A 13,595-nucleotide genomic window follows, 5' to 3' on the forward strand; every position below is an offset into this window, starting at 1 on the left:
TACGGCCACAACAACCCGCTGACGCGGGCTGCCGAACCTCCTTTTCCCTTTCCCCCGAGTTTTCGCAGCCCGTCGCCGGCCGCTTCCCACCCCGGAAGCCCCGGCCCGACGGGCTTCTTTGTGTAGTGCCTTTTCGCTCCCTGCCCACTACCCGCCCGCCTTCTTACTTCTCCTGTCTCTCATCTAGCTTCTATCTCATGCAGGTCCTCAAATTCGGCGGTACGTCGGTGGCTACGGCTGCCAATCTTCAGCGCGTGGCGCGGCTGGCCGAGGCCGCCGCCCGGCAGCAGCCCACTATCGTCGTAGTGTCGGCGCTGGGCGGCACCACGGATCTGCTGATTGAGGCCGGCCGCGCCGCCGCCGCCGGCCACCAGGACTACCGCGCCCACCTGCGCCAGCTGGAGCTGCGCCACCTGGAGGCGGTGCGCGGCCTGCTGCCGGTGCCCGAGCAGAGCGAAGTGCTGAGCTTTGTGAAAAGCTCCTGCAACGAGCTGGAAAACCTCTGCGACGGAATTTTCGCGCTGAACGAGCTATCCGACCGGACCCTCGACCGGCTGATGAGCCACGGCGAGCTGCTGGCCTCCGGGCTGCTGGCGGCGGCGCTGCGCAGCCACGGCATCCCGCACCTATGGCACGACAGCCGCCAGCTGATCCGCACCAACTCGCAGCACGGCTTCGCGGCCGTGGATGTAGCCCTGACCAACCTGCAGATCCGGGAGTTTGTGGCCGCGCAGCCTGCAGCGCTCTACGTGGTGCCCGGCTTTATCGGCAGCGACGCGCACGGGGCCACCACCACGCTGGGCCGCGGCGGCTCCGACTACACGGCGGCCCTGTTTGCGGGCGCGCTGGCCGCCGAAAAGCTGGAAATCTGGACCGACGTGAGCGGCATGATGACGGCCGACCCGCGGCTGGTGTCGGCGGCGCGGCCCATTCCGCGCATCTCCTACCAGGAAGCCATGGAACTGTCGCACTTCGGGGCCAAGGTGCTGTATCCGCCTACCATTCAGCCGGTCATGAGCCAGGGCATCCCGCTCTGGATCAAAAACACCTTCGCGCCCGACGATGCCGGCACGCTGGTGGAAGTGCGCCCGCCGGCCAACCACGAGGTGGTGCGGGGCCTGAGCAGCATTAGCGGGCTGGCCCTGCTCAGCCTCGAAGGCAGCGGCATGGTGGGCATTCCGGGCTTCTCACGGCGGCTGTTTGGGGTGCTGGCCCAGGAGCGTATCAACGTGATTCTCATCACCCAAAGCTCATCCGAGCACTCCATCTGCGTGGCCGTGCGCGCCGCCGATGCGGCTCACGCCCAGGTGGCCGTAGACGAGGAGTTCGGGCCCGAACTAGCGGCCGGCCGCGTGGACCCGTTGCGCCTGGAAACCGACCTGGCTATTGTGGCGCTGGTGGGCGAGCAGATGCGCAACCACTCCGGCATCAGTGGGCGCATGTTTGGGGCGCTCGGCAACAACGGCGTCAACATCCGGGCCATTGCGCAGGGCTCGTCGGAGCGTAACATCTCCGTCGTGATTCGGGCCCACGACGTGCGCAAGGCCATCAACGTGCTGCATGAAGACTTCTTTGAGGAGTCGGTGAAGCAGGTGAACGTGTTTGTGGCGGGCGTGGGCAACGTGGGCGGCAAGCTGCTGGAGCAGCTGGCCCGGCAGCAGCCCTGGCTGCGCGAGAAGCTGCGCCTGAACCTACGCGTGGTGGGTTTGGCCAACAGCCGCCGCTTCGTGCTCGACGACAACGGCCTCGACCTGGCGCACTGGCCCGAGGCCCTGGAGCAGGGCCAGCCGCTGCGCCTGCCCGAGTTGGTGCGCGAGCTGCAGGCCCGCAACCTGCGCAACACCGTGTTCGTGGACGTGACGGCCAACGCCGAAGTGGCCGGCATCTACGGCCAGCTGCTGGAAAAAAGCATTGCCGTGGTGGCCTGCAATAAGGTGGCCGCGTCGGCGGAGTACGTGAAGTATGCCCGTTTGAAGGCGCTGGCGCGGGAGTTCAGCGCGGGCTTTCTGTTTGAAACCAACGTGGGCGCGGGCCTGCCGGTCATCGGGACGCTGAACGACTTGCTGCGCAGCGGCGACGAGGTGCGGCGGATGGAAGCCGTGCTGTCGGGCACGCTCAACTTCGTGTTCAACCACTACGACGGTAGCCGGCCGTTTGCTGAAGTGGTGCGCCAGGCCCAGACCGAAGGCTACACCGAGCCCGACCCGCGCCTCGACCTCAACGGCTCCGACGTGGCCCGCAAAATCCTGATTCTGGCCCGCGAGGCCGGCCGGGAAATGGAAATGGCCGATATCCGCAACGAGTCGTTTCTGCCCGAATCCTGCCTTCAGGGCGACGTGGAGGCGTTTTACGAGCAGCTGGCCGTGCACGAGCCGCACTTTCGGGCGCTGTATGACGCCGCGGCCGCCGAGGGCAAGCGCCTCAAGTTTGTAGCCAGCTACGCGGGCGGCAAGGCCAGCGTGGGCCTGCAGGCCGTGGCGCCCGGCCACGACTTCTACGACCTGCAGGGCAAAGACAACGCCGTGCTGTTCTTCACCAACCGCTACCCCCGCCAGCCGCTGGTGGTGAAAGGCGCCGGCGCCGGCGCCGACGTGACGGCCTCGGGCGTGTTTGCCGACATTGTGCGCGCCGCCCGGGTGTAAATCTTCTAGGTCCCAGGGCTAAAGCCCGGGGCTAGTCAGTGAACACCTGAATGCTCATTCTCGCTACGTAGCCCCGGGCTTCAGCCCTGGGATTTCGCGCACAGCCAGCTTTTCTTTCGATATATGACCGATTCCGTTACCGTTTATTCGCCGGCTACCGTGGCCAATGTGGTGTGCGGCTTTGATGTGCTGGGCTTCGCGCTGGCCGCACCCTTCGACACCATGCACCTGCGCTGCACCCCGGAACCGGGCGTGGTCATCATCAACGAAGACGACTATGGCCTGCCCACCGAGCCCACCCGCAACGTGGCCGGGGCGGCGCTGCTGGCGCTGCTCCGGGCTCTACCGGAGCCGCTGGGCTTTGAGATGCGCATCAACAAAGGCATCAAGCCGGGCAGCGGCATCGGGAGCAGCGCGGCCAGCGCGGCGGGGGCAGTGGTGGCGGCCAACCGGCTGCTGAACGACCGGTTCAGCCCGGAAGAGCTGGTGCAGTTTGCCATGTTCGGGGAGGAAGTGGCCAGCGGTGCCCGCCACGCCGACAACATCGCGCCGGCCATTTACGGCGGCTTCACCCTAATCCGCTCCGCCGACCCGCTCGACATCGTGCCGCTGCAGGCGCCGCCCCTGCACGTGACGGTGGTACACCCGCAGATAGAAGTGCGCACCGCCGACGCCCGCCGGATTTTGCGCCAGCAGGTGCCGCTGAAAGACGCCATCCGGCAGTGGGGCAACGTGGCCGGGCTGGTGGCTGGCCTGCTGCAATCTGACTACGACCTGATTGGCCGCTCTCTGGAAGACGTCATCGTGGAGCCCGTGCGCAGCATCCTGATTCCGGGCTTTGCGGCCGTGAAGGCGGCCAGCATGGCGGCCGGGGCGCTGGGCGGCGGCATTTCCGGCTCCGGTCCCTCCATCTTCATGCTCAGCCGCGACGAAGCTACCGCGCAGGCTGTGGGACACGCCATGCGCGGCGTCTATGAGCCGCTGGGGGTCGATTTTCACATTCACGTCACGACCCTCAGCCCGGTGGGCGTACGGTTTGCCGTTTGATATCCGTTGTTCAGCATGCGCTACTACAGCCTCAATCACCAGTCGCCTACCGTTGATTTCCGGGAAGCCACCATTGCCGGGCAGGCCCCCGATGGCGGTCTGTACTTCCCGGAGCAGATTCCGCGCTTCACGCCCGAGTTCCTGGCCCAGCTGCCGGGCCTGTCGCGCGCCGAAGTAGCCTACGAAGTCATCCGGCCCTATGTGGGCGCCTGCATTCCGGAAGAGGAACTGCGCCGCATCTGCGCTGAAACCGTGGATTTCGATTTCCCACTAGTGCCGGTTTCCGACCGAATTTCGGCGCTGGAGCTGTTTCACGGCCCCACGCTGGCCTTCAAGGACGTGGGCGCGCGGTTTATGAGCCGCTGCCTGGGCTACTTCTCGCAGCGTCAGGCGGCGCCCATCACGGTGCTGGTAGCCACCTCCGGCGACACCGGCGGGGCCGTGGCCGACGGCTTCCTGGGCGTGCCGGGCGTGGAAGTGGTGATTCTGTATCCGTCGGGCAAAGTCAGCCCGCTGCAGGAAAAGCAGCTCACCACGCTCGGCCAGAACATCACGGCCCTGGAGGTGCGCGGCAACTTCGACGACTGCCAGCAGCTGGTGAAGCAGGCCTTCCTCGATGCCACAGTGGCGCAGCATCGGCAGCTCACCTCGGCCAATTCCATCAACGTGGCCCGCTGGCTGCCGCAGCAGTTCTACTACCTGTTTGCGCTGCAGCAGTGGCGGCACGCCGCGCCGCCGGTGGTAGCGGTGCCCAGCGGCAACTTCGGCAACCTCTGTGCCGGGCTGCTGGCGCACGCCTCGGGCCTGCCAATCGGCCACTTCATCGCTGCCTGCAACGCCAACGACGCCGTAGCCGACTACCTGCGCACCGGCGCATTTGCGGCCCGGCCGGCCGTAGCCACGCTTTCCAACGCCATGGATGTGGGCAACCCCAGCAACTTCGGGCGCATTCTGGAGCTGTTCGGGCAGCAGCATGCCGCCTTAAGCGAGCTGGTCAGCGGCGCCACCATCACCGATGCCCAGACCCAGGCCACCATCCGGCGCACCTACCAGCAAACCGGCTACCTGCCCGACCCGCACGGCGCCGTGGCGCTGCTGGCGCTGGAAAACTACTTGGCCGAACACCCGGCGGCCCGGAGCTTTTTCCTGGAAACAGCGCATCCTATCAAGTTTCCGGAAGTAGTGGAGCCCATCATTGGCGCGGCCGTGCCGGTGCCGGATTCCGTGGCTGGGCTGCTGTCCAGGCCCAAGCAAAGCATTCTGCTGGAGCCACGCTACGAGGCACTGCAGGAGTTTTTACTGCGCTGAAGCCACCGGGAATGCTGCGCACCGCTTATCCTGGAAACGAACAGCGCCGTGGCCTGTTTATCTTGCCGACTCCACCTTCCCATTTTCATGATGCGCCATTTCCTCCGTGCCGCCGGGGCCGCTTTGCTGCTGCTGGCCGCCGCCTGCCGTCCCGACCAGATTGAGCACCTGCGTGAAAGCAAGCGCATCGGGGCCGAGGCCGAAAACTGGGTGGTAAAGCGCATCATGCCCGAAGACCTGCTCCGCGCCACCCGCTGGGCCGGCGACTCGCTCACCCGCCACGCCGACCGCGAGCTGCTGCGCGTGCTGCGCGACAAGCTCGCCGAGGGCGGTGTGGCTGCCGCCCTGCCCTACTGCCGCCCCGCATCCTTTCCCGGTGTCGACTCGGTGGCCAAAACCCTACAGGCCAGCGCCCGGCGCGTGAGCAGCAAGCCCCGCAACCCCGCCGCCCTTGCGGCCCTCACCGCCTCCGACCTGCAGCCCGACACCGCCCGCCAAGTGGCCCGGCCCAACGCCGAGACGTTCTTTTACCAGCGCCCCATCATCGCCAACGACGCGCTGTGCCTGCGCTGCCACGGCAAAGTGGGCCAAGACCTCAGTGCCACCGACTACGCCCTCATCCGCAGGCAATTCCCGCAGGACCAGGCCACCGGCTATGCGCTGGGTGAGCCCATGGGCGTGTGGCGCGTCACGCTCCAGCGCCCCGGCGTGGCCGAATTCTGGACCATGAAGACCCGCAAGATTCCAAAGCGCCGCAAGCTGTTTTAGGCTGAGCCTGGAAAGTTGCAGGCAATGTCCTACTGAAGTTGATAAACCAGCACAAAAATTGTTAGCAGCTGCCAGCCACCCCAGGCCGGAAATCCGTTTTTGCCGCTGCCCTACGCGGGTTGTGGCTGCGATTCCAACCTGCACTTTGCCGGCCGCGTAGCAGCTTTATACTTCCCGCTTATTCTTACTCCGACTGCTCTTGAACCGCTACTATTATCTACTGCTGTTAATGTGTTTCAGCCTCGGCTCCGCCCGGGCCCAAACGGCCGCCCTGCCCAAAGCCAAGCTCAACGACTGCTACCGGGTGGTGGGCAAAGACAGCGTGGTGTTTTACTACTCCGACGAGTACGTGCTGACGCCGCCCGGCTGCGCCACCATCCGCCGCCACGTGCGCCTCGACAGCGCCGGCCGCTTCCAGGGCTTCGTGCGCGACTACCGCCTCACCAACAACGTATTGCTGGTGCAGGGGGCCTACCGGGCCGGGCGCAAAGAAGGCGTGTTCGAGATTTATCATCCCAATGGTGAGCTGGCGGCGCGGGGCCGCTACCTCCAGGGCCGGGAAGTCGGCGACTGGGCCTACTGGTACCCGACGGGCCGGCCGCGCCAGATCCTGAGCTTCCGCGACGGCCACGCCCCCCTGATTCAGCAATTCTGGAGCGAAGCCGGCACGCAGCAGGTGAAGGATGGTAACGGCAGCTGGTACCGCAACGAGCTGGGCCTAAACCTGTCAGGCGCGGTGTTGCAAGGCGCGCCGGATGGCCGCTGGGTGCTGCGCCGCATCTCCGACGACGCCGTGGTGGTGCGGGAGATTTTCCGGAAAGGTTACTTCAGCAGCGGCATTGTGGTGGATGCGGTGGAAACCTACCAGGACGAGTCAAGGCTGGAAATTGCCGACTGGGACGCCTACAGTCAGGGCGAGGTGTACACGCTCAACAATATCTGCCCGCAGGCAGCTCGCTGATCTGACGGCGCGGCCTTTCGTCAGCCCGCGCCCAACCTTGCAGCCGGTTTTGTAGTTTGGGGCTGATATGACTGCTTCTTCTCCTGACTCCGCGCCCATCGTTATCATCGGGGCTGGCATGGCCGGCCTGACCTGTGCCAACTACCTGCACCGTGCCGGCCGCACCGTGGTGGTACTGGAAGCCGCCGAAGCCGTGGGCGGCCGCGTCCGCACCGATGTTACGCCCGAGGGCTTCCGCCTCGACCGGGGCTTTCAGGTGCTGCTGACCAAGTACCCCGAGGTGCAGCGCCTCCTGGATTATGGCGCCCTGGACCTGAAAGCCTTTCGCTCGGGCGCGGTCATCCGGCTGGCCTCGGGCCAGGAAACCACCCTGCGCAACCCGCTGCGGCAGCCGGTGGCGGCCCTGCCGGCCGTGGTATCGCCCATCGGCACGCTCTTCGACAAGCTGCGTATTGCCAGCCTGGCCCGCCACGTGACCAGCCACAGCAACGAAGACCTGCTGAACCGCCCTTCCACCGATACCCTGACGTTTCTGCGCCGCTACGGCTGGAGCGAGCAAATCATCGACAACTTCTTCCGGCCGTTTTTCGGGGGCGTGTTCCTGGATCGGGGCCTGACCACGGCCAGCAACTTCTTTGAGTTTGTGTTCAAGCAGTTTGTGGAAGGCGACGCCGTGGTGCCGGCGCTGGGTATGCAGCAGATTCCGGAGCAGCTGGCCGCCCGCCTGCCGGCCGGTACCGTGCGCCTCAATTCGGCGGTAGAAGCCATCGAGGGCACCACCGTGCGCCTGCGGGGCGGCGAAACACTGCAGGCTGCCGCCGTGGTAGTAGCCACCGAAGGCAACACCGCTTCGGAGCTGCTGCCGGCGCTGCCCCAGGCCCCGGCCACCGCTTGGCGCCGCACCACCTGTACCTACTTCTCGGCGCCCGCCTCGCCGGGCCGCCACGACAAGCTGCTGCGCCTCAACGCCGTGCCCGGCCAGCTGGCGCACAACGTCTGCTTTCCCTCGGATGTGGCCCCGGCTTATGCGCCGGCGGGCCGCACGCTGGTGTCGGTGAGCACCCACGGCGAGCATGGCCTGCCCGAAACCACCCTCACCACCACGCTGCGCGCCGAGCTGATGCTGTGGTTTGGCGAGGAAGTCAGCCAGTGGGAGCACCTGCGCACCTACGACCTGCCCTACGCCCTGCCCGTGTATCCGGCCGGCCAGCCCGTGCAGCAGCCCCAGCGCATCAGCCCCACCCTCTACCGCTGCGGCGACGTCACATCATACCCCTCGCTGAACGCCGCCATGGCCTCCGGCCGCGAAGTAGCGGAGATGATTTTGAATGGTTAAATGGTTGAATTGCTAAATGGCTAAGTGACCAGCACAAGAACTAACCATTCAGCCATTTAACCATTCACCTCCACCCACACCGGGCAGTGGTCGGAGTGGACGGCATCCGGGAGCAAGCCGGCGCCAGTGAGGCGCGGCAGCAGCTCCGCATCAACCAGCAGATGGTCGAGGCGCCAGCCGACGTTGCGGGCCCGGGAGCCGGCGCGGTAGCTCCACCAGGAGTAGTGGCCGGGCGCGTCGCCGTGCTGGTGCCGGAACGAATCGGTGTAGCCATCGGCCAGAAAATCCTTGAACCACTGGCGCTCCTCGGGCGTGTAGCCGGGGCTGTTCTGATTGGCCTTGGGGTTGTGCAGGTCGATGGCGGTCTGGCAGCAGTTGAAGTCGCCGCCGATGACGAGCTGTCGGCCCTCGGCGCGCAGCTGCCGCACGTACTCGCGGAAGAAGTGCAGCCACTCCACCTTAAACGCCTGCCGCTCCGGCCCGCTCGTACCCGAGGGCATGTACACGTTCAGCACTGAAAGCTGGTCGAAATCCAACCGCAACACGCGGCCTTCGGCGTCGTAGAGGTCGGTGCCGCAGCCCACTACCACGGCCGTGGGGGCCTGCTTCGTGAACGTGGCCACGCCGCTGTAGCCGGGCTTTTGGGCCGGGTGCAGGTAGGCTGAGTAGCCCAGCGCCGCAAACCCTGACACGTCCAGCGGCTCGCGCCCTGCCTTGATTTCCTGCACGCACAGCACGTCGGGCTGCGCCTCCCGCACCCAGTCCAGCAGCCCTTTGCTCAGGGCCGAGCGCAGGCCATTGACGTTGTAGCTGATGATTTGCATGTGGTGAATTTCCGGGTTGGTTGCCTGTTATCCTGAGCTTGCGAAGGATCTTATCACGCGTGAACGAAATCGTCAGACAGTAGTAGTCCAAACGTGATAAGGTCCTTTGCAAGCTCAGGATGACAGGTGGCGTATGGTGACAGGTATTCTATTTACTCGCCGCTCATTTCGGCGAAATACTCCAGGATGTGCCACTTGAGCATGCGTTCCTGTTCCTTGAGGCTGGCAAACGGCACGGACTTCACCAGCCGGAAGTGTGGCCAGCCTTCCTCGTCCACGTTTTCCAGCTCGTAGTAGCCGGAGAGGCTGAACAGGCGGCAGGTGGCAATGTGCATCAGGTCCTGCTTCTGCTCTTTGGTGAAGGGGCCGGCGCCCTGGCCCAGCTCCTGCACACCTATTAGTAGGAGCAGCGCGTTCAGGTCGGGCTTCTTGCCAAACCGCTCGCGCATGTCGTTCATGAAACCGTACCAGCGTTCTTCAAACTGGGTTTCGGTTTCGTCGGGGTGCATGAGGCTCATGCCTCGTGGTGGTGTTCGGGCGCAGCTTCCACGGCCTCCGTTTTCAGAATCTCCCAGTACTCTACGGCCCGGCGGAAGTGCGGAATCACAATGCTGCCGCCGATGAGGTTGGCAATGGCAAACACCTCGTAGATTTCCTCGTCGGTGAGCTTTTCCTCGAAGCACTTGCCGAGGTGGTACTTGATGCAGTCGTCGCAGCGCAGCACCATGGAGCAGGCCAGGCCCAGCATTTCCTTGGTTTTCACGTCCACGGCGCCAGCCTGGTAGGTGTTGGTGTCGAGGTTGAAGAAGCGCTTGATAACCTTGTTATCCGCCGCCATGATCTTCTCATTCATGCGCTGGCGGTATTCGTTGAATTCAGTGACTTGTGACATATCGGTGATGAGGTAATGAGTGAGGTGTAGCGCGAAGCTTTTGCTTCGCGTATGGCTGAACGCGCTATCGAAAAAGTATTCGTGCCAAAGCAACGATACACGAAGCAAGAGCTTCACAATACTACGGCAACTATGGCCGCGAATTGCTACTTTCAATCCGGCCCGTTCTAACCGCGAAATTAGGCAGAAGTTCGCCAGCGGTTACCGCCGGGCTTATTCGCTACCTGTTAGGACGATCCACGATGCGTGCCACCGCCGCTACCATCCTCGCCGATTTCTGGGGCCTGATTTTCCCGCGCGTGTGCCTGGGCTGCCAGGAGCCGCTGGCCCGCGGCGAAGACCACCTCTGCACCAAATGCCGCGCTCAGCTCCCCTACACCGACTACCACCTGCTGCCCCCGGCCGACAACCCGCTGGCCCGCCGCTTCTGGGGCAAGCTGCCCGTGCGCCACGCCCTGAGCTACCTGCGCTTCCTGCGCCGCGGCCGGGTGCAGCACCTGCTGCACCAGCTCAAGTACCAGGGCCAGCGCGACGTGGGCTTGGCCCTAGGCCGCTGGTATGGCCACGACCTGGCCGCCGCCGGCTTCACCTTCGACCTGATTGTGCCGGTGCCGCTGCACCCGCGCAAGCTGGCCAAACGCGGTTTCAACCAGTCCGACCCGTTTGCCGAGGGCCTCGCTGAAGCCCTGCACACGCCCTGGCACGCCAGCGCCCTGCGCCGCACCGCCCACACCGATTCCCAGACCCGCAAAAACCGCGTGCAGCGCTGGCAAAACGTAGCCGAGGTATTCGAAGTAGCCGACGTAGTGGCCATTCAGGGCAAACACGTGCTGGTAGTAGACGACGTGCTGACCACCGGCGCCACCCTCGAAGCCTGCGCCGCCGCGCTGCTGGCCGCCGGCGCCAGTGAAGTCAGCATTGCCACCATTGCCTGCGCGGATCGCTAATCACGGATTGACACGGATCTTTCACGAATTACACGGATTTTGTGGACGGCGCTAATTCGCTTACTTCAACCAGACTACAACAAAAAGAGGCTTGCCGGTTGGCAAGCCTCTTTGTTTTAAACGAACATCAATCGACTACAAAATCCGTGTAATCCGTGAGAAATCCGTGCTAATCCGTGCTCCTTACTTGTTCGAACCAGCGTTGATCATGGCGCAGCGGAAGCCGATGGTGGCCGTAGCCGAGTCCTCAGCCATGAAGCGGCGCGTGCCGGGCGACAGCCAGTAGGCCACATCGCGCCACGAACCGCCTTTGTACACGCGTACGTGGTCGTCGATCAGCGACTGGTAGCCTTTCTTGTCGTACTTCTCCGACGGGTCGAGGAAGCCGTTGCGGCGGAAGGGGTTCAGATCTTCCACGTCCTCAAACGAGAGCGGGCGGTAGATATCCTGCACCCACTCGTTCACGTTGCCCGACATATTGTACAGGCCGTAGTCGTTCGGCGGGTAGGCGTAAATGTACTCCGTAATCATGGCGCCGTCGTTGAGCGAGCCGGCAATACCGGCATAGTCACCACGGCCCCGCTTGAAGTTAGCGAGGAACTGGCCCATCTTGCCACCGTAAGGGTTCCGCACCTGGCGGCCATCCCATGGGTAGATGCGCTTGTTTTCCTGGTTTTCGTTGCCGGTTTCCTGCGTACCGATGAGTGCCTGCGCAGCGTATTCCCACTCAGCCTCGGTGGGCAGACGGTAATTCGGCAGCGTGTTGCCGTTTTCGATGGAAATCTTGGCTTTGCCATCACCGCTGTCGGTGCCTTCAGCAGCGTCACCGCCTTTCTTCTTGCGCTTGAACAGACCACCGCCGCCGCCGCTGCTCTCTTCCGAGTTGCCAGCCAGCGTTTCGTTCACCTTCGAAGTACGCCAGGTGCAGTAGTCGTTGGCCTGCAGCCAGCTTACGCCCACCACGGGGAAGAAGCGGAAGCCGGGGTAACGCAGGTAGTAGTCTACATACGGGTCGTTGAACGACAGCTCACGGGCCCACACGGTGGTGTCGGGCAGGGCCGACTGGTAGAATTCCTCCGACGAGTCCTTGCGGATAAAATGCAGATACTCCAGCCAGTGGATGTTGGCCACCTCGGCTTCGTCCATGTAGAACGAGGCGATGGTCACGGTGCGCTCCACGTTGTCGTGGGTCATCGTCACGTCCTCTTCCTGCGAGCCGAGTACGGTACGGCCACCTTCAATAAAGATAAGGCCCGGGCCTTCGGGAATGCCGGCGTAATCCGCCACTTTCATTCCTTCGTCGGTGTTATAATCGATGCCCGTAGTCGAGCTATACTTACCGGGTTTAGTAGCAGTCGGCGGACCGCTTTTGCAGGAAGCCAGGGCGCAGGCTCCTACGACCGCAAAACGCAGGTACTTGGAAAAATTCATGATTGAGTTGAAACTACCTGTTAGAAAACGTTTTAGGCAAGGCAAGTTGCTGCAATAATACAACAATTCAGAACGATGGCCAAGGAGGCGCCGGGGAATTTCGACGTTTGAGGCGACGCCAGGCGGCATCCAGCGAATCAAACGCCCGCAGGGTCAGAGTTATTTCATGCGCGCCGCCCAGATCGGCACTCAAGCTGCTCAGCGCCACGTCGTAAGCATACCCGACCCGGAAACTGCCCACGCTGACGCCCGCAATGGCCGTCAGGATCTGCTGCGGATTTGGGGCGCCGGGCAGCGGAATGCCGCGGTAGACGGCGCCCAGCGTGAGGGGCGTCACGGTTGCGTACAATCCGGCTTCGGCCCGCTCGGAGCCGCCCTGCCGCACGTAATGCGCGGTGGGCGTGACACTTATTTCGCGGGTCTGCTGGCGCTCGGTGCGCTGCAGGAAGTAGTGCTTATAGCCGGTGCTGAGCTCGTAGCGGATGGGCAGCGTGCCCTGGGTGCGAAACCCGAGGTCGGGCTGATTGAGGTGATGGCCGGCCACCGATACCCAGAAGTTCTCGGAGTAAAGCAGCACGCCCGTGCCCACGCTCAGGTAGCTGACGGGGTTGAAATCGAGCGGCTCGGCGGTGACAGGGACCGTGGTGCCGTCTTCGGAAAGCTGGTCACCGAAGACGAGGTTGCCGTAGCTGATGCGCTGGTTGCCATAGCTGGCGCGCAGGCCGCCGCTAAACGACAGCTCCTTATTGAGGCGGGTCTGGTAGGCGTAGAGGCCGCCCACCTCGAAGCGGGTGTAGCCCAGGCCACCGGTGCGGTCGTAGTTCAGCAGGAGCCCGACGGAGTTATGCTGGTCCTTAAGGCGGTAGTCGGCGGCGAGCTGACTGGTGGTGAAGGTGCCGGCCAGCGTGGGGAACTGGTTGCGGTAGCTGAGCGTGACGCTGGCATCGTCGAGGAGGCCGGCGAAAGCGGGGTTCTGGTGCAGACGGTTGGCGTAGGGCTGGGCAAAGTACAGGTCCTGGGCGGCGGCGGGCAACGCCACCACAGCAGCCACCCCCGCCAGTAGCAACGGCCGGTGGAAGCGGCCGGAACGGCAACTGATTTTGCGTCGGAATAGCCCTGTCATCAAGAGGTTAAACGCCGGCCTGGCTTGGTATCGTACACAACAATGTGGCTTTGCAAAAACTAAATTGCCACTTTCCGGCCTCATTAGCAGTATGCCGCTGGCATTAATCGACTAACCCGGGCATTTTGGCGACCAGTGCAGGGCCGTTGCCGGGCTAAGGCTGCTACTTTTGCAACTGACCAACTGGATGCCCGGCAGGTCTCCGGACTGTGGCGCGTGAAGGGCCTGCTACGACCGGCATGCAACTTGCCCCGCCTCCGATGGCTCTGCTACGGCAGGAGCAGCCGATGCATATTGCGGCCCACTCGGGCCCCGA

The 13,595-nt window shown here is 64.0% G+C and carries 12 protein-coding genes; 7 read left to right on the forward strand and 5 right to left on the reverse strand.

Annotated features, from left to right (window positions below; genetic code table 11):
- Positions 1-197 precede the first annotated feature (197 nt).
- The 6 genes from thrA (at position 198) to O3303_RS14700 (ending at position 8,062) form a co-directional block, all read left to right on the forward strand.
- On the forward strand, positions 198-2,642 hold the full coding sequence (gene thrA / locus O3303_RS14675; protein WP_269559143.1) for a bifunctional aspartate kinase/homoserine dehydrogenase I: 2,445 nt from the start codon (positions 198-200) through the stop codon (positions 2,640-2,642).
- A gap of 123 nt (positions 2,643-2,765) precedes the next feature.
- Positions 2,766-3,689 (forward strand): homoserine kinase, encoded by a 924-nt coding sequence (locus O3303_RS14680; protein WP_269559144.1) that lies wholly within the window; start codon positions 2,766-2,768, stop codon positions 3,687-3,689.
- Positions 3,690-3,704: 15 nt separating this feature from the next.
- On the forward strand, positions 3,705-4,997 hold the full coding sequence (gene thrC / locus O3303_RS14685; protein WP_269559145.1) for a threonine synthase: 1,293 nt from the start codon (positions 3,705-3,707) through the stop codon (positions 4,995-4,997).
- An 87-nt stretch (positions 4,998-5,084) separates the two neighbouring features.
- Complete coding sequence (locus tag O3303_RS14690; protein WP_269559146.1) at positions 5,085-5,765, forward strand: c-type heme family protein; 681 nt, start codon at positions 5,085-5,087, stop codon at positions 5,763-5,765.
- 229 nt (positions 5,766-5,994) lie between these two features.
- Complete coding sequence (locus O3303_RS14695) at positions 5,995-6,726, forward strand: toxin-antitoxin system YwqK family antitoxin (RefSeq protein ID WP_269559147.1); 732 nt, start codon at positions 5,995-5,997, stop codon at positions 6,724-6,726.
- Between the two features lie 67 nt (positions 6,727-6,793).
- Positions 6,794-8,062 carry a protoporphyrinogen/coproporphyrinogen oxidase gene (locus O3303_RS14700; protein WP_269559148.1) on the forward strand — a complete coding sequence of 423 codons (1,269 nt, stop codon included), beginning with the start codon at positions 6,794-6,796 and terminating at the stop codon, positions 8,060-8,062.
- 56 nt (positions 8,063-8,118) lie between these two features.
- On the opposite strand, the gene O3303_RS14705 is transcribed toward O3303_RS14700, so the two are convergent.
- From O3303_RS14705 to O3303_RS14715, 3 genes are all read right to left on the reverse strand, one after another.
- Positions 8,119-8,886, reverse strand: a complete 768-nt coding sequence (locus O3303_RS14705) for an exodeoxyribonuclease III (protein ID WP_269559149.1) — start codon at positions 8,884-8,886, stop codon at positions 8,119-8,121.
- Between the two features lie 152 nt (positions 8,887-9,038).
- Positions 9,039-9,404, reverse strand: a complete 366-nt coding sequence (locus O3303_RS14710; RefSeq protein WP_434086401.1) for a hypothetical protein — start codon at positions 9,402-9,404, stop codon at positions 9,039-9,041.
- Positions 9,401-9,778 (reverse strand): carboxymuconolactone decarboxylase family protein, encoded by a 378-nt coding sequence (locus O3303_RS14715; protein ID WP_044018485.1) that lies wholly within the window; start codon positions 9,776-9,778, stop codon positions 9,401-9,403. The genes O3303_RS14710 and O3303_RS14715 overlap by 4 nt, the downstream gene beginning before the upstream one ends.
- 242 nt (positions 9,779-10,020) lie before the next feature.
- Here O3303_RS14715 and O3303_RS14720 point away from each other — a divergent pair, with 242 nt between their 5' ends.
- A complete protein-coding gene (locus tag O3303_RS14720; RefSeq protein WP_269559150.1) occupies positions 10,021-10,725 on the forward strand; it encodes a ComF family protein in 705 nt (234 codons plus the stop codon).
- Positions 10,726-10,908: 183 nt separating this feature from the next.
- Here O3303_RS14720 and gldJ read toward each other — a convergent pair whose 3' ends face one another.
- Both gldJ and O3303_RS14730 read right to left on the reverse strand, forming a co-directional pair.
- Positions 10,909-12,156 (reverse strand): gliding motility lipoprotein GldJ, encoded by a 1,248-nt coding sequence (gldJ, locus tag O3303_RS14725; protein WP_269559151.1) that lies wholly within the window; start codon positions 12,154-12,156, stop codon positions 10,909-10,911.
- A 67-nt stretch (positions 12,157-12,223) separates the two neighbouring features.
- Positions 12,224-13,279: a PorP/SprF family type IX secretion system membrane protein gene (locus O3303_RS14730; protein WP_269559152.1), complete on the reverse strand. Its 1,056-nt coding sequence runs from the start codon at positions 13,277-13,279 to the stop codon at positions 12,224-12,226.
- Positions 13,280-13,595 lie beyond the last annotated feature (316 nt).

Origin of the sequence: Hymenobacter canadensis, assembly GCF_027359925.1 — a bacterium.
In the GTDB taxonomy this organism is placed as follows: domain Bacteria; phylum Bacteroidota; class Bacteroidia; order Cytophagales; family Hymenobacteraceae; genus Hymenobacter; species Hymenobacter canadensis.

What these genes read in the sequence shown, in the direction of transcription:
- thrA (WP_269559143.1), top strand. Translation starts at nt 198, where the DNA reads ATGCAGGTCCTCAAATTCGGCGGTACGTCGGTGGCTACGGCTGCCAAT.
- O3303_RS14680 (WP_269559144.1), top strand. Translation starts at nt 2,766, where the DNA reads ATGACCGATTCCGTTACCGTTTATTCGCCGGCTACCGTGGCCAATGTG.
- thrC (WP_269559145.1), top strand. Translation starts at nt 3,705, where the DNA reads ATGCGCTACTACAGCCTCAATCACCAGTCGCCTACCGTTGATTTCCGG.
- O3303_RS14690 (WP_269559146.1), top strand. Translation starts at nt 5,085, where the DNA reads ATGATGCGCCATTTCCTCCGTGCCGCCGGGGCCGCTTTGCTGCTGCTG.
- O3303_RS14695 (WP_269559147.1), top strand. Translation starts at nt 5,995, where the DNA reads ATGTGTTTCAGCCTCGGCTCCGCCCGGGCCCAAACGGCCGCCCTGCCC.
- O3303_RS14700 (WP_269559148.1), top strand. Translation starts at nt 6,794, where the DNA reads ATGACTGCTTCTTCTCCTGACTCCGCGCCCATCGTTATCATCGGGGCT.
- O3303_RS14705 (WP_269559149.1), bottom strand. Translation starts at nt 8,886, where the DNA reads ATGCAAATCATCAGCTACAACGTCAATGGCCTGCGCTCGGCCCTGAGC.
- O3303_RS14710 (WP_434086401.1), bottom strand. Translation starts at nt 9,404, where the DNA reads ATGAGCCTCATGCACCCCGACGAAACCGAAACCCAGTTTGAAGAACGC.
- O3303_RS14715 (WP_044018485.1), bottom strand. Translation starts at nt 9,778, where the DNA reads ATGTCACAAGTCACTGAATTCAACGAATACCGCCAGCGCATGAATGAG.
- O3303_RS14720 (WP_269559150.1), top strand. Translation starts at nt 10,021, where the DNA reads ATGCGTGCCACCGCCGCTACCATCCTCGCCGATTTCTGGGGCCTGATT.
- gldJ (WP_269559151.1), bottom strand. Translation starts at nt 12,156, where the DNA reads ATGAATTTTTCCAAGTACCTGCGTTTTGCGGTCGTAGGAGCCTGCGCC.
- O3303_RS14730 (WP_269559152.1), bottom strand. Translation starts at nt 13,279, where the DNA reads ATGACAGGGCTATTCCGACGCAAAATCAGTTGCCGTTCCGGCCGCTTC.